We start from the raw sequence: 19,546 nt of genomic DNA, 5'->3' as shown, positions 1-19,546 counted from the left end.
CGAGAGGGTGTTCTGTGCGGTTTCGCCGGGTTTCCGGTTGAGTTGATATCTGGTACGCGGGGTCGATCGTATTGCGTTCGGGGGCTGATGCGTTCTACTGGGTGTGGCCAGACGGCAGCCGCGTGGTCGCCTCAGGTAACCATCAGGTGTCGTCGCGGCGCGAGGACGTTGGCGTCCCGGTTCCGGCTGAGCCCCCGGGCGCGGGACGGCTAGTCTGCCCGGGGTCCTCGCCGAGGAGGGTGAGGAGTAGCTCGCGGAGCGAGCTAAGGCCGTCGGGGCTGAGCCGGGTAGACCATTCCTGCTCGACCGCCAACGCGGTGGCGCGCATCGCGCGTAGTGCCGCCAAGCCGTGGGCGGTGAGCCGGACAATTTTGGCCCGACCGTCGTGGGGGTCGGCGGCCCGCTCGACGTAGCCTGTGGGGCTCCAGAACCCCGATTTGGGCGGTGACCTGCGCGTTTGCCTGCCGGACAGGGCCCGCGTCGGGCAGGCTGGATGGTCATGGTGTGGTCGCTGCTCCACGCCCTGACACGCAACGCTCTCGGACTGACGTTGCTCCGCGTGCGCGGCGACACCGCGAAAGACGTGGAGCTCCTCGTCCTGCGACATCCGGTGGCGGTGCTGCGACGGCAGGTGAACCGCCCGACGATGGAACCGGCGGATCGGCTGATCCTCGCAGCCCTGTCCCGGCTGCTACCCCGAGCTCGCTGGGGTTCGTTCTTCGTCACCCCAGCCACCGTGCTGCGCTGACACCGTGAGCTCCTCGCACGAAAACGGACCCATTCGCGCAAGACCCCCGGACGGCCACTGATCCGCAGGGAGATCCGCGATCTGGTCCTGCGCCTCGCCCAGGAGAACCCGACCTGGGGCCACCGCCGGATCCAGGGAGAACTCGCCGGGCTGGGCTACCCGGTCGGAGTCGCCACCGTCTGGCGGATCCTACACCGCGCCGGTGTCGATCCCACGCCCCGGCGGGCCGATGCCTCCTGGCGCACGTTCCTACACACCCAGGCCTCCGGCACCCTCGCCTGCGATTCCTTCACCGTGGACACCGTATTCCTACAACGGATCTACGTGTTCTTCGTCGTCGAGCACGCCACCCGCCGAGTCCACCTCCTCGGGGTCACCGAGCATCCAACCGCGGCCTGGGTCACCCAACGTGCACGGAACCTGCTGATGGACCTCGAGGAACGTGGCCACCGGTTCCGGTTCCTCATCCGTGACCGCGATACGAAATTCACGGTTTCCTTCAATGCTGTCTTTGCCGGGGCCGGTATCGACGTGGTGCGCACACCGCCACAGTCGCCGCAGACGAACGCGATCGCGGAACGCTGGGTCGGCACCGTCCGCCGGGAATGCACCGACAGGCTGTTGATCGTCTCCGAACGGCACCTGACATCGGTCCTCGACAGCTACGCGGAGCATTTCAACACCCACCGACCCCACCGCTCCCTCAGCCAGCACCCACCCGACTCGCCACCCGTGGCCACCCCGACGCCGGATTCCACCGTCCGTCGCACACGCATCCTCGGCGGGCTGATCAACGAATACCGCAACGCCGCCTGACGACCTCCACAGGCGATCACCCGGGCTACAAAAGAGCAGCTCACAGGCCGCACCCGGATTTTGGAGCCCAACAGCCACCGGCTGGGTGTGATCCCCGAAAGGGTGCTGTGGCTATGACTTACGCGGCGCGCGACAGCCAGACCGCCGCTGTTCGCCGTGCGCGCCTGCTGCGGTGACTGGCCGCCCGACCGCCATCGCAGCGACGCCCCGTCGATGATCCGCCCCTGGAGCGGCGGTGAAGTAGCCAGGCGACCATGCGGGCAGTCCTCGCAATGGCTGCCCCTATGAGGATTGCAGTCGACAGAAGCCAATCGTCGAATACGGCAGCATACATATCCGCCCTTACAGACAAAACGAAGCGGGCGAGCCCTTACCTCCGGGATCGTCGCACACGTCGCGGCGCACTGATTTCGCCGTCGAACAGCGTTCAGAAATTTCGAATCAGCGCACTTCCGCGGTCGGGCAGAGCTGGTCGCGGCGGGCCGCGTAGTCGGCGAGCATTGTTACGGTCGTGAGGTGGAGGGGGGCACTTTAAGGGTGCGGCCTTTATTGCCGGTCACGGTCAGCTGGGCGGTGTCCCAGCCGACGTCTCCGCGGTCGAGCCCGAGCGCCTCGCCGATCCATCCACTGGCGGCGTGCACCAGCCTGCCGTGTCCCTCGAGGGCTCAGCAGCTTTCGACTGTCCGATCTTTGTCGCCGGGCGAGACGAAGCCGGTTTCGTAGGCGAGGGTCACGAGTTGTGCGCGGTCGCGGCGGTCGAGTTTGGCGAGGATGTTGCTGATGTGGGTTTTGGCGGTGAGGGGGCTGATGAGGAGTCGGCCGGCGATCTCGGCGTTGGTGAGGCCGCGGGCGACGAGGCGAAGGACGTCGCGTTCCCGGTTGGTGAGGGTCGCCAGCGTCGCGGGGGGCACGCTTGGGTCGCGGCGGGCGGCGAACTCGGTGATCAGCCGGCGGGTCACGGACGGTGCGATCAGTGCATCGCCGGCTGCGACGACGCGGATAGCGTGGAGCAGTTCGCGGGGTCCGGCGTCTTTGAGGAGGAAGCCACTGGCTCCGGCCCGCAGTGCTGTGTAGACGTACTCGTCCAGGTCGAATGTGGTGAGGATGAGGACCCGGGTGCGGGTGAGGGTCGGGTCGGTGCTGATGAGGCGGGTTGCTTCCAGTCCGTCGAGAACGGGCATGCGGATGTCCATCAGCACCACATGCGGAAGCACTCGCCGGGCGATGTCGACGGCCTGGCGTCCGTTGCTGGCCTCACCGGCCAGCACCAGCCCGCTCTCGGCCGCGACGAGGGCGGCGAAGCCGCCGCGTACCGCGGCTTGGTCGTCGGCGATCAGAACGCGCGTCATGTGACTGCCGGTGCTGGGCGGTAGGGCAGCTCGGCGGACACCCGGAATCCGTGCGGTATCCGGGTCGCCGCGAGAGTTCCGCCGATCGCTGCCGCTCGTTCGGTCATCCCGATGATTCCGACTCCGGCACCGACCTCGCTCTTGCCGGCAGCCCCGGCTGCGGCCGCGGTGTCAGTGCCGGTGCCCGTACCGACGCCTATTCCCGCAGGCTCGGTCGGGTTCTCGATGGTGATGAGCATCTGCGTCGCGGTAAAGGTGAGGCCGACCTGTGCGGATGCGCCGGGGGCGTGGCGGCGGACGTTGGTCAGTGATTCCTGGACGATCCTGTAGGTCGCGAGACCGACCGCATCCGGTATCCGTTCGGGCTGCTCACCCTGTACTCGGACGGTGACGTCGAAGCCGCTGTCGCGGAGCCGGGCGACGAGGTCGTGAACGGTTTCGACGGCGGGAGTCGGTTCGAGTGGCGCTCTGGCAGGGCCGCTGTCGGAGTCGCGATCGCGCAGGACTCCGACGACGGCCCGGATCTCGTCGAGGGCGTCGCGGCTGGCGTCGGCGATCGTCGCGAGGGCCGCTCGGGCGTGTCCGGCCTTGTCGTCGAGCAGGTGCGCCGCGACGCTGGCCTGGACGTTGATGGTCGTCAGGGTGTGTGCGACGACGTCGTGCAGGTCCCGGGCGATCCGTAGCCGTTCCTGCTCGATGAGCCGCCGTGCTTCCTGCTCACGGGACTGTTCGGCGAGTTCGACGCGCTCCAGCAGCAGCGACACGTAGGAACGGCGGGTCCGCAGTGTGTCGGCGGCGAGCATCGGTATGGCGACGAGAGCGGCGTGGCCGAGAGTATGCGGGGCGATGGTGGCCGGGCTGGTGAGGAAGAGGTCGGTGGCGAGGATCGCGGCGACGGCCGCGAGCGCCGCGACGACCTGATGGGCCCGGCCGCGGCGCAGTCCCACCGAGTACAGCGCCGCGGCGGGTGCGAAGACGGCCGCGGCGCCGGCCGCGGGCTCGATGGTACACAAGCCGAGAACGAGGCCACCGGTAACGGCGAGTGTGATCACAGGAGCGCGGTGGCGTGCCGCCAGAGCCGCGGCTGCGGCCAGTCCCAGTGGTAGCGCCGTGTGGACGGTTTCGGTCTGCGCACGAACGACGATTCCGGCGGTGATCACGGCACCGACCAGGATCGGGACGGCGGCGTCCACAGCGGAGATCTGCCCGCGTCCCATGAGCCGAATCTAACCGCGCCCTGCCCGGCGCGCATACGCCTACAGGAGTAGACGACCCGCTTCCCACGGCCGATGCCACCGCACCCTGGTACCGACACGATCGGTGCCGGACAGACAACCAGACATCACCGTGAGGAGTTGCGCATGGACCACCGGACCGGCGATGTGAGGCCCACAGCCTTGGCGTCGACCCACGACGCGATCGTCAGCGTGCGCTCGCTGAGTAAACGCTACGGCGACACCGTCGTGCTCGACGACCTGACCTTCGCCTTGGAGAAGGGAACCGTCACCGGATTTCTCGGCCCGAACGGAGCAGGGAAGACCACAACACTTCGGCTTCTGCTAGGCCTGGCCACGCCGAGTTCCGGCGAGGCCCTCATCCTCGGCCATCCGTATCAGGACCTGGGTAGTCCCGCGAGGCAAGTCGGTGCGGTGCTGGACGTTCATGACCTTCACCCCGCCCGCTCCGGCCGCGAGCACCTGCGTGTCCTCGCGCTGGCTGCCGGGATCCCCGATACCCGCGTCGAGGAGGTGCTTGCCATGGTCGAGCTCGACGCGGCGGCTGACCGACGGGTGCGGACCTACTCCCTGGGGATGCGTCAGCGGCTCGGGCTCGCCGGAGCCCTTCTCGGTGAACCCCGCCTACTCGTCCTCGACGAGCCTGCGAACGGCCTCGATCCAGCAGGGATGCAGTGGCTGCGCGCGATGCTGCGCGGATTCGCCGAGCGGGGCGGGGCAGTCCTCGTCTCCAGCCACGTCCTCGCCGAGGTCAGTCAGACCGTCGACCAGGTACTGATACTCCACCGAGGTCGGCTGGCAACACAGGGTCGGCTCGATCAGCTGACCGCGGACGGGCAGACGCTCGAAGAGGTCTACCTCGCCGTCACCTCCGAGGTGGCCGCGTGAACACCGTCCTCGCCGCCGAACTGCGCAAGCAGCGCTCGACCCGCACCGACCTCACCCTGCTGCTGACCCTGCTCGGTCTCGGCCTGTTCGCGGTGGCCCTCCATGCGTTCAGCCTCAGCACAGACCAGCTGGTAACCGTCACAGATCAGATGCGGGTGTTCGGCTGGGGAGTCCTCGCAGCCCTGTTCGCCGGGATCGGCGGCGCGATGACCATCGCCACCGAGTTCCGTCATGGAACGATCCGCTCGACGTTCCTCGTCACCCCGCGGCGAGGACAGGTCCTGACCGCCAAGCTCGGCGCGAGCGCCCTCACCGGGGCAACGTTCGGGTTCGCCGTGGAACTCGTCGCCATCGTCGTCGGAAGCTCTGTCCTCGCTGGTCGTGGCATCGACATCACCCTCGCCCACCCCGATGTCGTGCGTCTCCTTCTTGGCGGGGCCCTGGTGGGCGCGCTGTGGGCCGCCTTCGGTCTCGGTCTGGGCGCGATCCTGCGTAATCAGGTCACCGCCCTGGTTGGTCTGGCCACCTGGCTGCTGTTCATCGAGAACCTGCTGATCGCCTATATTCCCGACGTCGGACGGCTCGCCCCCGGCCAGGCCGGCTTCGCTCTGATGGGGCAGGACCCCGACATCCTGCTCCCACCGGCCGTCGGCGCCCTCGTACTTGCCGCTTGGTCGGCGCTCGCGGCCACCGCCGGTCGCGTCCTCACCATGCGGCGCGACGTGCCCTGACCGGCCTGAGTCAGGCGCTGCTCCAGCTTGTGGGTGCGGGGTCCCCGACGCATCGATGAACCCGGACGACGAACGTTAGCTGGCCCGGTAGATGAGGGGCTGGGTGTCCGCGTCGGCGTGACCGGCTGGGGCGAAGTCGGTGTCGGTGTCGATGTCGGTCGAAGGGGATGCCGAGCCTGGGGGGTGTCGTCGTGATGCGGCGAGTGCCGCGATGGCGGTGGTGAGGGGTACCGAGGCGACGAGGCCGATGGTGCCGGCCGCGGTCCGCACGATTTCGGCGCCGACGAGGTCGGTGCTGGCCAGGTCGGCGCTGCTGCGGTCGGCGAGGGTGAACAGGAGCAGGGTCGGGAGCGCGGCGCCGGCGTAGGCGAGGACGAGGGTGTAGACGCTGGAGGCGATGTGGTCGCGTCCGACGCGCATCCCGGAGCGGTACAGGTGCCGCAACGAGGCCTGCGGGGCCGCGGCGGAGACCTCCCAGACCGCAGCAGCCTGGGTGATCGTCATGTCGTTGATCAGGCCGAGTGAGCCGATGATGACACTGGCGAGGACAAGACCGGGAAGGCTCAGCTGCCCGGCGAACCCCTTGAGCATCACGTCCTCGTCAGAACCGAGTCCGGTGATGCGCGCGAGGTCGATCGCCAAGGCGCCGAAGGCGCCGGCGAGGGCCATGCTGGCGAGGGTGCCCAGCAGCGCGGCGGTCGTGCGGGCGGAGACGCCGTGGGCGAGGTAGAGCAGGACGACGACCAGGGCGGTGCCTGTGATCAGGGCGACCGCGACGGGGGAATGTCCGTCGAGCAGGGACGGCAACGTGAACTTGACGATCACGAGGTAGCTGAGGGCCAGGCCGGCGAGCGCGGCCAGTCCGCGCCAACGGGCAACCGCGACGACCACCGCGGCGGTGAGGAACGCGATCCAGCCGATCGGAGTGGAGCGTTGGAAGTCCGCGACGTAGTAGGTCGCCTGGCCCGCGATGTCGGTGGTCGGGGCGAGACGGACCTTGTCCCCGGCTTTCAGGATCGGGCCGGTGGGGTCGACCAGAGTGTCGAGATGGAGCCGGCTGTCGGATTCCGACGCATCGTCCAGGACGACGTCGATCTGTTCGCAGGTCGCAGGAGGTGCCCCTGCGCCGGTCAGGTCAGGGCAGGGACCCCGGCCAGCGCGTTCGATGGTGGCGTTGACGAGCTGGCTGGCGCCGCCCACCAGGCCGCGCAGATCCTCGGGGGTTTCTCGGGTGCCACCGGACGGCCAGAGCAGGACGACACCGACCACGGTGAAGATCAGAAACAGCGCCACCGCCACCGCCATGACAGTCGTGGCCGGCCGCGACGTCTCGCCGGTCCCCGCTCCTCCACTGTGGTGATGTCCATGCCCCATGGCTCCCGAGTGTGGCCGTTGGGCATGGTGCTACCTGCGGCCAGGTGGCGCCCGCCTCGTGGCATTCGCCGAGGACCGGCTACTGCTCACCAACCGCCGGGGGCAGACCTGGTACTTCCTGCCGGGCGGGAACGTCGAGCCGGACGAGACCGTGGACACGGCACTTCGCCGGGAGACCGCCCTACGAGGAGACCGGTCTCCGGGTCCGGAACGTCGAGTTCCTAGGCTGCATCGAGCATGCCTACGACGAAGACGGCGAACCCTTCCACGAGATCAACCTTCTCTTCGCGGCGCTTCTTCTGCGAACCCATGACACAGTCCTGACTGGCAGAGAGGAAGAGATCTGCCAGACCGAACCTCTCAACCAGACACGCCAGAACTAAGCAGCGACACGCTACTAGACGAGCTCACCAGCGCCGCCGCCATAAGCCCCGGTGCAGCAGCGCTGCTCCGTCACCGGTCACCACCCATCCCAGGCTAGACCTGTGCCACCCTCGGCGGGCTCAACCGGTGATGGCAGGCAGTCGCGGTCGGGGTAGTAGGCGGGGTCAATACGTGGGTCGGGTCCGCTGTCCCAGCCGTTCCCGAGGGCGACGAGGTGCCCATCGGGCCAGCGGTGGCGGTCCTCGGCGATCGAAACCGTCTGGACGAGATTAAGGCCGGCCTGGGAGTCATCCTGTCGAAGCGGGTCGAAGCCGTTGTCGTAAACCAGGAAACGACCATGGCCGTCACGAGCGAGGTGTAGGTCACCGGGGTCAGCAACCACGATCACCTTGGTGACCCTGCCACCTTGACCGTCCACGTCCGACTGCACCCGTACGAACACTGGCGCCTGGTATTGCACCCACCGCACCAGCGACCCACCGACGGAAGGCGGATTGCCCTGTGTCCCACCGACAACCGGCCCCACACCGTCTACCTGCTCGAAGTTTTTGGACATAGTCATATATTTCACCTCGTAATTGACCCGCGCCACGGGTCCGATCCGCTACGACCGGCACCCGCTGCGGCCTAGCCGCCGACGACGCCTGGAACTGGGCTCTGGCGCAAGTTCCGTGATTGTGGTTTGGATCTTTATTGGTCGGCGAGCTCACAGGTGCGGAGCAGGTCTGGGTTCGCTCGTCCAAACATTTGACGTTTGATCATTTTGATCCAACATGACCCCCTGCCCTCCGGCCTGGCCGGAGCTCCACGTGTGGGTGACACCGGCGGCGACCGCGTCCCAGCCGGAACGCAGGCCGGTGGCGTAGCCGCGTAGCGCAGGCAGGGCGCATGCCTCGGCCCACTGGACCCATGCTTCCAGCGCTGCGCCGCTGCGGCGATGGACGAGTACGTCGGCGAAGGAAGCGACCCGTTCGCGGGCGAAGAGCCGAGGTCGGGGCAGCCGTCGCACAGCTCCTGGTGGAGCTGGCGGGTGCTGGTGACACCGGCGTTCCACCGTGCGGTCAGATAGACGGCATGGCGGTCCGAGGTGCCGCGTCGTCTCGTAGGAGCACCGTTGATCGGCTCGTCAGAGGTGGTCGCACGGGCGAAGCGACGCACGGTCTTGCCGTCGAGCCAGAGTCGCCCGGCGATCTGAGAGTGGGGTAGCCCGGCGACAAGCAGCACGTGCACGCACCACCCATTCAAGATCTTACCTTCACCGAACTTGCCATGGCAGTCTGATCACGACACCAGCCGGGGGGAGCAGAGCCCCTTGCCGCGGCCCTCAGCTTCGCCCGTAACCAACCACACCCCGTGGCGCTCACACGCGCTGGCTGAAAGTCACGCGGGAAAGGCTCACTTCTCTGTCTTCTTACCGACTACGGCCGGTTGGCGTTGATTCATTTCCCGGCGGCAGGGATTCCGAGCCGTCGGAGCAGAGTCTTTGATTTACGACATCGAACGCGGTGCCGGTGGGGTTGACACGGACGAACGCGAAGCAATCGAGGGGGTGGGTAGAGTTGGTACTTAGGTCGACAGGCGAGATCAGACCGTCCGCATCATAGTCAGTGACACTCCGTAGAGCTTTGATGAACCCTTCACGGGTTGGGCAGGTGCCGGCCAGGTCAAGTCCGCGTAGGAACAGGTCGGTGTATATGTAGGCGAGCATGGCGAACTGCTGGTCGGGTTCGATACTTTCAGGCGCGTAGAGTGTCATTGCATCGCGGTAGCGGTCGATGGCTGGGCCTCCCGCCTCGAACGGACGAAAATACACGGGGATCGACACACCAGCCAGCGCTTGACCGAACGCGGGAAGAAGGGCTTTGTCATAGCCGGTCAGGGAAACACCGACGTTCAGGCGTAGGCTCGCGGCACGAGCTGCCTGCACGATGTCAGCAAGATCCTCTGGCGCGGTGAAGCCGATCAGGGCATCGGCGCGAATAGCAGCGAGCTGGTGGACTATGCGCTGCGGGCTGTCACTACTGCTCGTGTACGGGATGGGATCGGTCGCGGCGAGTCCGAGAGCACTGAAGGCGTTTTTGTACTGAGTGATGGTCTCCATGGTTAAGGCTACAGTGCCAGTGGTAACAACAGCGATTCTCGTCCCACCGTGGGCCTGGATATATCGGGCGACCGTTCCCGGAGAGGGCATGTAGAGGTGGGAAAAAAGGTTACGATACCTGTTCCAAGACGGAAGCGCGATACCTACCACGGGGATGCCCTGCGCGTCGAGACGAGCCAGTGAACCTTCGAGCGAGGCCGTAGCTGCCACGAGACCGAACACGGATTCCTGCACAAGATCCTGAGTGGCCAGCGCGTTCTGCGACGAGGAACTCGCGTCATCGCGCCACTGGTAAAAAATCCTACGACCGTGGATGCCACCTTGAGCGTTGGCCAGGTTGATCCGAGCATCCACCCCGGACCGGGCCGAGGAAAGTGCAGTGCTACCAATACCCGAGTCAGAGAACACCAACCCCAGTTTCACCTGGTCGGAGGTGACTCCCGGGCTGTCACAGCCAACCGCCACCGGTCGCCGCTTCCCACTGCCCGGCAAAGTACAGCCAGCCACAACAACGACAATTGCAACCGACACTATCCATCGTATCGACAATCTACCGAAAATCATCGCTTCTCCGTGGAATGGCGAAGAGCAGCGACCGGAAGTATCCATTTCGCTACTCTGTAGAGCACACTATGCGCCTTGCCTCGTCTGTCGCTGTATTCGGCCGCCCGTGCTGTCGACGCCGGCTTCTCCGAACTCGCGCAACGCACGAAGGGGTATTCAAGGACGTGGACGGGGTCCCGGCGATACCAACCTTAACGATTCGAGGCTCCGCCAAGCCCACCACGCATAGATAGAAACCCTCGCTGTTTTCTCGGCAAGACTACCGGAACCTCTCCGCGCGCGCCGAGATTGGGCATGCCATTTTCCCTCTCCGGCACGGCGTTCACGGATTCCTCGCGCTTCGCTCCACCCTCGTTCCGGACGCACCATAGTCAGACCCTGACCCTTCAAGATTGATAAGGGGGGAGACTGTCAGGATCTCTTCGGGCCCCCTGGCCCATGTGAACGGTTTCAGGTTCTTGATCCCCTGCCCGCCAACAGTAGAGATGCTCCGGGCGTCCAGGCCGTCCATAACGTTGGCGGCGGATTGCCAGCCGTTCCTGGGCCAACCGTTCGAGGTAACGTCGGGCGGTTACTCGGGAAATGCCTAATGTTCTGGCAACATCGTCCGACGAGACCGGCGTGGACGCCGCGCGCAGGCACGTGACGATGGCATCGAGTGTCGCCGCGGTCAGGCCCTTCGGGGCTTTTGGCTGCGCCGTGGGGTCTGGCGACAGCATGGCCAGAGCGGAATCGATCTCGTGCTGTCCTATCTGGCCGGTGGCATTATCCGCGACCTGCTGTCGGAATAGCGCGTACCGGTGGAGGCGGGCCCGGAAGTCGGCAAAATCGAAAGGCTTCACCAGGTAATGAATGACTCCGTAGGAGACGGCTACTCGGACTGTTGCAAGTTCACGGTCGGCGGTGACAGCGATTATGTCCGGCCCCGCGTTACGGGACCGAATTGATCTACATACTTCAAGGCCAGCCATATCGGACAGGTCGAGGTCGAGTATGACTAGATCATACGAGTTGTGAGTGAGTAGCCGTATGGACTGGCCGCCGGTGAGAGTCACCGCACCAACGGCAAATCCGGAGATCTTCTCGATGTTCATCCTGATGGACTCGGCATACGACGAGTCGCCGCTGACGACCAGCGTGTCAATCTGGCTTTTTGGTGCGTACCGTGCTCCGGTGGGGCGAGGGCGGCAGACGTATGATATTGGCATGAATGCGCAGCCTTTCAGCCCGGTAAGCGTGTCTGAATCTGCCTGTACGGCGGAGGGCGATGACCTGCATCGGGCACTCAGTGGATGCGATCTGGTTGTGCGTAGGCGAGCAGTGCGGCGCGGTCGGCAGTCAGCGCGAAACCGGCCTCGATGGTCTTGTCGACCGCAGCGGTATAACGCTGCAGGTAGGCGTCCTTCGTGGGGTAGAGCATGGCGATGCGCGTGACCGGCAGTGGTTTCGTCGAGCCGAACAGTTCACAGAGCACTGAGGCGTTCGTTGCGGGAGTACCAGACAGGATATCGACGGGCGGGGTACGTATGCCGCCTTCGGCGATGCCGTCGGTGTCGCGGGCGACGTCGGGACTGTCGCCGGAGATGACCGTGATTCGCGGCGCGGTGGGCGGTGGGGTCCCGGCCTGGACCCAGGTCTCGAGGGCACGGATCGCGGCCTTCACCATGATGTGTGTCGGGGCGTTGTTGACTGGCACCCCGCAGTCGAGCGCATTCACGAACGGGCCGAGCGCGTGGGCGTCGGCGTGTGCGGCTCCGGCCACCTCCCAGAGGCGGAACCGGCTGCTGTCATCCTGCCGCGCCCGCAGGGAGTTCAGGACGACGGTGAGGTCACCCTCGGTCTGGACGTCGAGCACAGGCACGCCGGTATCGCTTCGGACGAGTGTCGGTGTGGTCGCGGCGGTGTCGGTGAGGCTGGTGGACTGGCCTGGCCCGACGAGCGGTAGTGCGCCGCTGCCTCTGCTGTGGACCAGGAAGCCGTCGAATGCCTGGGTGAGCGGCTGCACCCCGTTGATGTAAGTGACCATGGCATACGCCGACTGGGATTCGCCGGCGGCGAGCAGGTATTTCGGCGTGGAGCCGCCCATCGCCACACCGCCCGCGCGTATCGCCCGGGCCACCGGGGTGAAGATGTCGAAGGCGTAGCCGTCCCCGGGCTGGTTGAGCGACCCGTATCGGGCCGGATCGGTGCCCCGTAGGCCGGTTGTCGTACTGCCGGCGGCGGACGGTGTGAGTACGTCCCCGCCCATCACGCCGATGCGCTGGGCCGAGACGCCCACCCAGACGTCACCGTGCCGCATCAGCTCCTCATAGGTGTTGTACCACTCGACGTCCGAGTCGACGCCGGAGCTGACATTCAGCCATTCGATGACCACGGTGCCGCTGACGTCCCGCGCATCCGCCGGACGCCGGACGAGAACCCGGGTGCGGTAGGCGGCAGCATCGGCGGGCTGGAAAACCCAGCGGCCATCGCGGGCCAGCGCACCCTGTGGCCGGTAGGACGTCGCGGTGCCCGAGGCTACATATTCGTTCTGGATGTAGCCGGGCCCGGTCAAGTCGACCACCACCGGCGAGCCCATGTTCACCCCTTTGCCGCCGGTCAGCTCCTGTAAGTCGGCCGCTGGCCCTGCTGGCCGCGGCGCGGGCATCACGGACGTCGTCGGCTTCTGCGGCGCCCCGTCCGAGCAGCCCGCCACCGTCGCAGTGGCGGCAAGCAGGCAGCAGAGCAGCGCCGCCCTCAGCCAACCCGGTGCGATCCCTCGGCCACGGGGGCTCATGTCAGCAGGCATCAGTCCAACTCTCCAACTGTGATCATCAGTTCGGGTGGACGTTCACGGAGGGCGACGGCGGACAGCATCCGGATCAGCCGGTCCGCAAACGCCTCCGGGTCGAGGGGATCGGGCCCATCCACCACCCACGAAGCGAAAAGCGCGGACCACCCACCGACAACGAACCCGGCAAAGTCCTCGACGAGATCCGGGGCGAGTGACCCGTCGGACATCCGAACCACCAGTTGCTGCCCGAACGGAGCGACGAGACCGTGCAAGATCCTGGCCAGACCGAACGCACACGACCCCATCAGCATCGCCCGGTAGAAGGACCGGTACCGCGCGAAGTGCCGGGTCGTGACCAGCACTCGAAGGCGTCCGCCCTCAGGCTCCTGGGTGATGTCGGGCAGAAGCTCCCGCGCCAGAAGATCACGTGCCGCCTCCAGGAACAGGGCGTCACGATCACCGAACTGCAGATACATCAGCTGGCGGCTGACATCCGCCGTCTCCGCGAGATCAGACACCTTGATCGCTGTCGTGCCCCGCTCTGCCACCAAGGTCACCGCGGCCCGCATGAGCGCGGCGCGCGAACGGCGGACCCGCCGGTCGCCGACCCGGGCAGGCGCGTTGCACCGGACGTACCGGCGCCGGAGCCTGGCGCACGGCCAGGTCGTGCGGCCAGGTCGTGCGGCGCCTCGCTCACACAATCACGACCTTCGGAAGGATCGTCTGGTGATAGTCCCAGGCGGACAGGGCGTTTTCCTGCCCCGCCAGCACCTCCGGATGCCACTGTCCGACGAACTGGTGTGGATCTGCCGGGCGGTACTCGTCAGCCTCGGCCGAGGTCCACGAGGCCGGTCTCGTTAGTTCCGGCGGTAGCCGCGTCCACCCGTCGCCGTATGCCGCGTCGATCTGATCCTGGACCAGTCCCACCGCGGTGATGAGGTTCGCTCCGCCCAGCCAGGCGCCGGTCAGGTCCGCCTCGGTCAGCCAGGCGCGGGTCAGGTTCGCTCCGCTTAGCGATGCGCCCGTGAGATCCGCGCCGTCCAGCCAGGCGCGGGTCAGGTTCGCTCCGCTTAGCGATGCGCCCGTGAGATCCGCGCCGCCTAGCCGGGCGCGGGTCAGGTTCGCTCCGCCCAACCAGGTATAGCTGAGGTTGGCCTCGTTCAGCGAGGCGCCCGTGAGATCCGTGCCGCCCAGCCGGGTGGCAGTGAGGTCCGCCCGACCCAGATGGGCGTGGCTGAGGTCCGCTCCGGTGAGGTCGGTGTTGCTGAGGTTGCCATAGCTGGCCTGTATGCAGTGCAGGGCGGCGGGACCTGTCAGCTTCGCACCACTCAAGTCCGCGCGGGGGACACCGTCGAGGACGGACAGACGCCCCAGGACCGCCACCGCAGCGTGGATGTCCACGGCAGGGCGCAGCGGAACGACCGGACCGGACGCGGCGGGCCGCAGCGTAGGGTCCGTGCTGCGGGTGCGGATGAAGGCGGAGAGGACCTCGACGACCGCGCGCTGGTCACTCGGTGAGTCCATCGCGATCCGCTCCAGGGCGTAGATCCCGCCGAGGCGAGTCGTGTTGTTCTCGCTGCCGAGCCGGTCAACCGCGCGGCCGAAGAAATACCGGGCGCAAAAGCGGGCATTGCTGTCCTTTTCCCGGATGCCCGCTGTCCATGCCTGCGCGTACGCTCGGCGCGTCCCGTCCGCGGCGACCTGGTAGCCGGCCAGCGTCGCCAGCGTGACCGATGCAATCAGCAACACGCACTCCACCATCGCCCGAGCCTCCGCTTCTCCGCCGAGGCCAGACGGATGCATCGAGGCGCGCAGGTAGAAGATCCCCATCGTCGCAAGCGCAGCCCCCGACGCCGCGGCCCCGGTAGCGACCCGCAACCACCGCCCAGCGATTAGATACTCCGCTCTCCTTTCAGTAACCTGAAAGTCGCGCTTGGCAGAAAAATACATACCAGTTCCCCACTGACACCGAGTCGATCCCGACACGTATGCCCTTTCCGGATCCTGCACCGGGCAGATTCCTCCCGGACGCTCTCTTCCCCAGGCCCGCCGGGGCGGACTCAATCCGACTCCCGAGCCTCAACCACGTACAGATCGATAGTGGTCAGCGCTGGCACCTGGCTGCCAGCGACCGGCTTCTGCGTCACGACCACCCAGCGCGACCCGACGGTCCTCCGCCCGCGCCAGGCCGGATCATCGATGGCACTGGGCAATAGCGAGGGGAAAAGCACGCCCTCCGCCGTCCGCAGGTCCAGGCCGACCACGTTGGGGACAACGACCGGAGCTCGGGTGGCTCTGATCGGGGCGGCATCTGAAGGGAGCGAAGGGACAGCGGTCTGGGCGTATCGGCGTAACAGATGCGGTATCTGGTCCGGCGCATTTGCACTCGCGCCCGGCGTGACCGCCGAAGCACCAACTCCCGCCGGCCGCGCGGATGGACCAGGAAGATTCGCCGCCGCCAGGAGCGCCAGAAGGATTCCGCCGACGACGATCGCGAACTGCTTCCAGACCTGTCGCAGGCACGACGGGAGTCGCGGCCATCCTTTCACCAGTCCGCCCTCCAGCCTAGTTTGATTGTCATTACAGATTGCATTTCTTAACTCCCACGCACCGTTTCTGTCAGCTCAGAGAATCAGCTGCTTCGACAGCGATCCACCGGGACCAAATCTGAGGCTCTCCGGTTCTGGAAATATGATCGTAAGCCCCAGGGCCATTTGATATACCGCGCCTCAACGATGGCTGGGAGAGCCTCGTCCGCTGGCGGTTTCAGTAGCGTCGCAGAGCCGCCCAGTATCTGACAACCGGGCTAAGCTGGGTTGGGGTCCCGGGACATCAGACCGGCTGTGACCTGCGGAAACGCAGCGCACTGGGACGCGGAGATCCTCGGACGCCCTCCGTCGGTAGCATGCTGGCCATGACTTCACCACGGGATGGGGATCTAGGGAAACCCGTCAGGACGGCCTCATCCTCCGAGGAGCTGGGTGAACTCCTCTCTGCACTCAAGCAGCGCAGCGGTCGGAGTTACGAATGGATCGGCCGAAAGGTCAACGCGGGTCGATCCACAGTACAGCGCTACTGCACAGGCCAGTCCGTGCCAGTACAGTTCGGCACCATCGAACGCGTCGCGCGAGTATGCGGCGCCGACGGGGACGAAATCGCACGCCTGTTCAGACTCTGGGAAACTGCGGCGTCGATCTCGACGAGCGACGGCACCGAACTTCCCACCGCAGGCGGCGACAATGATAACACCGATTCTGTTGAAGGCGCCGAGTACTCAACCCATCCGGTCTCTCTGGTGCCACCAGCACTCGCAGCCGCGGACGACTCCGCACCAAGACCAGCCGCACAGAATGAACACAGCCGGTTTCACGGCGCGCGCAGATCCGGCTGGAAGTGGAACCGCCGGAGTATCTCCGTCGCAGCTATCATCATGGTGTTGTTCTCCAGCGTGGTAGGTATCGTTCTCATTCTCGCCATGATTCTCGGGCGTGAACCCGGTGTCCGGCCGCTCGGGCGCCCGTTGGCCGATCAGAACGGCTGGGCGTTGTCCACCGCGTTCTCCCCCGACGGGAAAGTAATGGCTAGCAGTAGCAGGAAAGGCGGAGTGTGGTTGTGGGACATGACCGACCCCGCCACGCCCGTCCGGATCGATCCTGCCCTAACCGGCCCACGCGACGGGGTGACATCACTGGCGTTCTCGCCAGATGGGCGTATTTTGGCCGGTGGCAGCTGGGACGGATCCATATGGCTGTGGGACACAGCCGACATCGGGGCTCCCCAGCCGGCTGGTCGTGCGCTGACCGACGGCTCGAGACCGATATGGTCGGTGGCGTTCTCCGCGGATGGCCGCACGCTCGCATCCGGCAGCGACGACACGACGGTGCGACTGTGGGACATGACCAACCACGCCAGACCGTGGCAATTCGCGCGACTGAGCAGCGATATGGAGTTCGTGACATCGGTTGCTTTCTCCGCGGACAACCGCCTCCTGGTAGCCGCCGGCTACAGCAGGACCATCGCGATCTGGGACATGGCCGACCGTGGGGCCCCTAAACGACTGACCCAATCCCTGCCAACACCCGCCACCACGTACGTGGCCGCCTTCTCCCCCAACGGACGACTCCTTGCCACCGGGAGCACCGACGGCGTGGTCCGACTCTGGGACCTTGCCGTTCCGGAGGACCCCCACCCGATCGGGAGACCGCTCACCGGGCATACCAACCGCGTCTGGTCGCTCGCTTTCTCCCCGGATGGCAGCACTCTCGCCAGCAGCGGGTTCGACAACTCCGTGAGACTGTGGGACGTGACCGACCTGTCCAACCCGGAGCCCATCAGCGCGCCACTCACCGGCTACCAGGGCTGGGTTCTCTCGGTGCGCTTCTCCCCGAACGGCCGCGTGCTGGCAAGCACCAGCAGCGACAGCACCATCCGCCTATGGTCGCTACCCTGAACGACATTATGGCCACGATAGGCCATGTGAAGACCCGCGCAAGACCCCTGGGCGGCCAGCGGTCCGCCGGGAGATCCGCGATCTGGTCCTGCGCCTCGCACGGGAGAACCCGACCTGGGGCCACCGCCGGATCCAGGGAGAACTGATCGGGCTGGGCTACCCGGTCGGGGTCGCCACCGTCTGGCGGATCCTGCACCGCGCCGGCGTCGACCCCGCACCCCGCAGGTCCGACACCTCTTGGCGCACATTCCTACGCGCCCAGGCCTCCGGCATCCTGGCCTGCGACTTCTTCACCGTCGACACCGTGTTCCTCCAACGGATCTACGTGTTCTTCGTCGTCGAGCACGCCACCCGCCATGTCCACCTCCTCGGGGTCACGAAGCATCCGACCGCGGCCTGGGTCACCCAGCGGGCCAGGAACCTGCTGATGGATCTCGAGGAACACACCCACCGGTTCCTCCTCATCCGTGACCGAGATGCGAAGTTCACGGCCTCGTTCGACGCTGTGTTTGCCGGGGGCGGTATCGACGTGGTGCGCACACCGCCGCAGTCACCGCAGGCGAACGCGATCGCGGAACGCTGGGTCGGCACCGTCCGCAGGGAATGCACCGACAGACTATTGATCGTCTCCGAACAGCACCTCACGTCGGTCCTCAGCAGCTACGCCAAGCATTTCAACATCCACCGGCCCCACCGCTCCCTCGACCAGCACCCACCCGACCCGCCACCGATGGTCACATCGACCTCGGAGTCCGCCGTCCGTCGCACACGCATCCTCGGCGCCATGATCGACGAATACCGCAACGCCGCCTGACGACGCCCCCAAACGATCACGTCAGCTGCAAAAGAGCAGATCAGAGGCCGAAACCCAAGTTCTGGAGCCCCACAGGCCCGCAGCTACCTTGCTCGCAGGCCCGAGAGGGCTGTTCCTGAGGGCCTGAGCCGGGTCGGTCTCCGCATCAGCAACCCTGATCATCAGGGTGGCCATCTGCGCCTGGACGAGTTGGAGGATGGCGTCGGTGGCGGTGAGGTGGGTGTCGAGGTCGGCCTGGTACTGCTCGGCGGCCTGGTAGACGGCGGTGTAGCGCTGGTGGAGCCGGCGGACCTGGTAGGGGTGTGGCCCTCGGCCCGGGCGCGGGCGATGTCGCGGGCGATGGATTCCAGGTCAACCTGGGCCTTGGTCGCGAACGCGCTGTCGACCCTCCCTCTCCGACCCGGCGGCAAAAACGCACGCTCAGCGGGAGGGGCGACGGGACCGTGCGGGGGTCCGCCGGGCAGGCGTGGTCCCACGCGCAGCGAGGGCGGGGCGTGGCGGTGGTGCACGAAGTACACCCCGGGGTGGATCCGCACCGCGGTGAGCGCGTCTTCGACGATGTCGCGCAGCATCTTGCGGAGCCGGTCAGCGGAGATGTACTGGCTACGGGTGTGTAGTCGGTGATGATCGCGCCGATCAGGTCGGTGATCAGGGTGCGCTCGTCGGGGCCGAGCCGGTCGACGGTCTCCTGCTCGGCGGTGAGGATCATCGTCCCGGACCCCTCGGGGAGATTGGGGTCGGTCGCGCGGACGAACTCCGCGCTCGCGACCCGCACCTCGTAGGACAGCGCTTCGTCGGCGTGGTCGGCGAGCTCGCGCACGAGGTGGCGCACCATGCGGGTCTCGTCCCGGGCGACGTTGCGCATCATCAGGGTCACGTTCTGGCCCTGGCTGGCGTGGTTACGGCCACGGTGAGGGCCGAGGGCGTAGCGGGCCTTCGCCGCCGAGGTGGTGGCTACGGCGGTTCCGTATGGGACGGCCAGAGCTCCCGGCGGGTCGCGCCAGGTCGGAGTAGCGGCACGAGTCAGACGGCGCGCCATCACATCCAGGGGTGGTGGGCGGCGAGGTGCAGGACGGTGGTGCGGGCGTGGCGGGCGAGCCGGCCCGCGAGCGAGAACAGCCGGTGGCGTAGCCGTTTCGGTTCCCAGCACCGCGCGGGCTGCCCGGCGAGGGCGAGCGTCTGGGTCCAGATGGTCAGGTCGAGGGCGAGTGCGACGAGGGCGCACCAGAGCTGGTTCTGGGTGAAGTCGTGCAGCGGCAGGTTGGTCAGGCCCGTCGGCCGCGCGCGAAGTACTCCGCCGACAGGCACGGATCGACGGT

14 protein-coding genes and 5 pseudogenes are annotated in these 19,546 nt (G+C 66.6%); 6 read left to right on the top strand and 13 right to left on the bottom strand.

Going from position 1 to position 19,546, the window contains the following annotated elements; translation table 11 throughout:
- Positions 1–457 precede the first annotated feature (457 nt).
- A pseudogene (locus AC559T_RS28515) lies at positions 458–1,564 on the top strand (integrase core domain-containing protein).
- Between the two features lie 665 nt (positions 1,565–2,229).
- Here the strand turns inward: AC559T_RS28515 and AC559T_RS28510 are convergent.
- A complete protein-coding gene (locus tag AC559T_RS28510; RefSeq protein ID WP_498870680.1) occupies positions 2,230–2,913 on the bottom strand; it encodes a response regulator in 684 nt (227 codons plus the stop codon).
- Positions 2,910–4,130, bottom strand: a complete 1,221-nt coding sequence (locus AC559T_RS28505) for a sensor histidine kinase (RefSeq protein WP_498870679.1) — start codon at positions 4,128–4,130, stop codon at positions 2,910–2,912. Before AC559T_RS28505 ends, AC559T_RS28510 begins: the two co-directional genes overlap by 4 nt.
- A gap of 144 nt (positions 4,131–4,274) precedes the next feature.
- Here AC559T_RS28505 and AC559T_RS28500 point away from each other — a divergent pair, with 144 nt between their 5' ends.
- Both AC559T_RS28500 and AC559T_RS28495 read left to right on the top strand, forming a co-directional pair.
- On the top strand, positions 4,275–5,036 hold the full coding sequence (locus tag AC559T_RS28500; protein ID WP_112108545.1) for an ABC transporter ATP-binding protein: 762 nt from the start codon (positions 4,275–4,277) through the stop codon (positions 5,034–5,036).
- Complete coding sequence (locus AC559T_RS28495; RefSeq protein WP_498870678.1) at positions 5,033–5,767, top strand: ABC transporter permease; 735 nt, start codon at positions 5,033–5,035, stop codon at positions 5,765–5,767. The genes AC559T_RS28500 and AC559T_RS28495 overlap by 4 nt, the downstream gene beginning before the upstream one ends.
- A gap of 75 nt (positions 5,768–5,842) precedes the next feature.
- Here the strand turns inward: AC559T_RS28495 and AC559T_RS28490 are convergent, their stop codons facing one another.
- Positions 5,843–7,072 (bottom strand): YibE/F family protein, encoded by a 1,230-nt coding sequence (locus AC559T_RS28490; protein WP_498870677.1) that lies wholly within the window; start codon positions 7,070–7,072, stop codon positions 5,843–5,845.
- Between the two features lie 67 nt (positions 7,073–7,139).
- Between AC559T_RS28490 and AC559T_RS28485 the strand changes: the two are divergent.
- Positions 7,140–7,307: pseudogene (locus AC559T_RS28485) on the top strand (hypothetical protein); the annotation flags it as partial.
- Between the two features lie 294 nt (positions 7,308–7,601).
- On the opposite strand, the gene AC559T_RS28480 reads toward AC559T_RS28485, so the two are convergent.
- The 6 genes from AC559T_RS28480 to AC559T_RS28455 form a co-directional block, all read right to left on the bottom strand.
- Positions 7,602–8,117, bottom strand: coding sequence for a hypothetical protein (locus tag AC559T_RS28480; RefSeq protein WP_498870676.1), 516 nt, complete (start codon positions 8,115–8,117; stop codon positions 7,602–7,604).
- Between the two features lie 819 nt (positions 8,118–8,936).
- Positions 8,937–10,190, bottom strand: a complete 1,254-nt coding sequence (locus AC559T_RS28475; RefSeq protein WP_112104961.1) for an ABC transporter substrate-binding protein — start codon at positions 10,188–10,190, stop codon at positions 8,937–8,939.
- A gap of 386 nt (positions 10,191–10,576) precedes the next feature.
- The gene (locus tag AC559T_RS28470) at positions 10,577–11,398 is read right to left on the bottom strand and encodes a response regulator (RefSeq protein ID WP_498870675.1); all 822 of its coding nucleotides are present in this window, start codon (positions 11,396–11,398) and stop codon (positions 10,577–10,579) included.
- 77 nt (positions 11,399–11,475) lie between these two features.
- The gene (locus AC559T_RS28465) at positions 11,476–12,978 is read right to left on the bottom strand and encodes an alpha/beta hydrolase domain-containing protein (RefSeq protein WP_498870674.1); all 1,503 of its coding nucleotides are present in this window, start codon (positions 12,976–12,978) and stop codon (positions 11,476–11,478) included.
- Positions 12,978–13,532 (bottom strand): TetR/AcrR family transcriptional regulator, encoded by a 555-nt coding sequence (locus tag AC559T_RS28460; protein ID WP_112104958.1) that lies wholly within the window; start codon positions 13,530–13,532, stop codon positions 12,978–12,980. The genes AC559T_RS28465 and AC559T_RS28460 overlap by 1 nt, the downstream gene beginning before the upstream one ends.
- Positions 13,533–13,656: 124 nt before the next feature.
- The gene (locus AC559T_RS28455) at positions 13,657–14,913 is read right to left on the bottom strand and encodes a pentapeptide repeat-containing protein (RefSeq protein WP_112104957.1); all 1,257 of its coding nucleotides are present in this window, start codon (positions 14,911–14,913) and stop codon (positions 13,657–13,659) included.
- Positions 14,914–15,868: 955 nt separating this feature from the next.
- On the opposite strand from AC559T_RS28455, the gene AC559T_RS28450 reads away from it, so the two are divergent.
- Complete coding sequence (locus AC559T_RS28450; RefSeq protein WP_498870673.1) at positions 15,869–17,413, top strand: helix-turn-helix domain-containing protein; 1,545 nt, start codon at positions 15,869–15,871, stop codon at positions 17,411–17,413.
- 304 nt (positions 17,414–17,717) lie between these two features.
- A complete protein-coding gene (locus AC559T_RS28445; protein WP_498870672.1) occupies positions 17,718–18,227 on the top strand; it encodes an integrase core domain-containing protein in 510 nt (169 codons plus the stop codon).
- Between the two features lie 21 nt (positions 18,228–18,248).
- On the opposite strand, the gene AC559T_RS28440 is transcribed toward AC559T_RS28445, so the two are convergent.
- The 4 genes and pseudogenes from AC559T_RS28440 to AC559T_RS28425 all read right to left on the bottom strand — a co-directional run.
- On the bottom strand, positions 18,249–18,572 hold the full coding sequence (locus tag AC559T_RS28440) for a DUF6744 family protein (protein WP_498870682.1): 324 nt from the start codon (positions 18,570–18,572) through the stop codon (positions 18,249–18,251).
- 158 nt (positions 18,573–18,730) lie between these two features.
- Positions 18,731–18,832, bottom strand: a pseudogene (locus AC559T_RS28435) (hypothetical protein); the annotation flags it as partial.
- 122 nt (positions 18,833–18,954) lie between these two features.
- Positions 18,955–19,266 (bottom strand): annotated as a pseudogene (locus tag AC559T_RS28430) (DUF6744 family protein); the annotation flags it as partial.
- Positions 19,266–19,511, bottom strand: a pseudogene (locus tag AC559T_RS28425) (transposase); the annotation flags it as partial. The pseudogenes AC559T_RS28430 and AC559T_RS28425, both read right to left, overlap by 1 nt.
- Positions 19,512–19,546 lie beyond the last annotated feature (35 nt).

This window comes from Frankia sp. Hr75.2, from assembly GCF_949319125.1.
Taxonomy (GTDB): domain Bacteria; phylum Actinomycetota; class Actinomycetes; order Frankiales; family Frankiaceae; genus Parafrankia; species Parafrankia soli.
This window is presented reverse-complemented; position numbering and strand designations above follow the sequence as displayed.

Bases quoted from the DNA above. Each gene is read 5' to 3' on its own strand.
- AC559T_RS28475 (WP_112104961.1), bottom strand. From the start codon at position 10,190: ATGATTTTCGGTAGATTGTCGATACGATGGATAGTGTCGGTTGCAATT.
- AC559T_RS28455 (WP_112104957.1), bottom strand. From the start codon at position 14,913: ATGTATTTTTCTGCCAAGCGCGACTTTCAGGTTACTGAAAGGAGAGCG.
- AC559T_RS28450 (WP_498870673.1), top strand. From the start codon at position 15,869: ATGCTGGCCATGACTTCACCACGGGATGGGGATCTAGGGAAACCCGTC.
- AC559T_RS28505 (WP_498870679.1), bottom strand. From the start codon at position 4,130: ATGGGACGCGGGCAGATCTCCGCTGTGGACGCCGCCGTCCCGATCCTG.
- AC559T_RS28510 (WP_498870680.1), bottom strand. From the start codon at position 2,913: ATGACGCGCGTTCTGATCGCCGACGACCAAGCCGCGGTACGCGGCGGC.
- AC559T_RS28500 (WP_112108545.1), top strand. From the start codon at position 4,275: ATGGACCACCGGACCGGCGATGTGAGGCCCACAGCCTTGGCGTCGACC.
- AC559T_RS28465 (WP_498870674.1), bottom strand. From the start codon at position 12,978: ATGCCTGCTGACATGAGCCCCCGTGGCCGAGGGATCGCACCGGGTTGG.
- AC559T_RS28460 (WP_112104958.1), bottom strand. From the start codon at position 13,532: ATGCGGGCCGCGGTGACCTTGGTGGCAGAGCGGGGCACGACAGCGATC.
- AC559T_RS28490 (WP_498870677.1), bottom strand. From the start codon at position 7,072: ATGGCGGTGGCGGTGGCGCTGTTTCTGATCTTCACCGTGGTCGGTGTC.
- AC559T_RS28470 (WP_498870675.1), bottom strand. From the start codon at position 11,398: ATGCCAATATCATACGTCTGCCGCCCTCGCCCCACCGGAGCACGGTAC.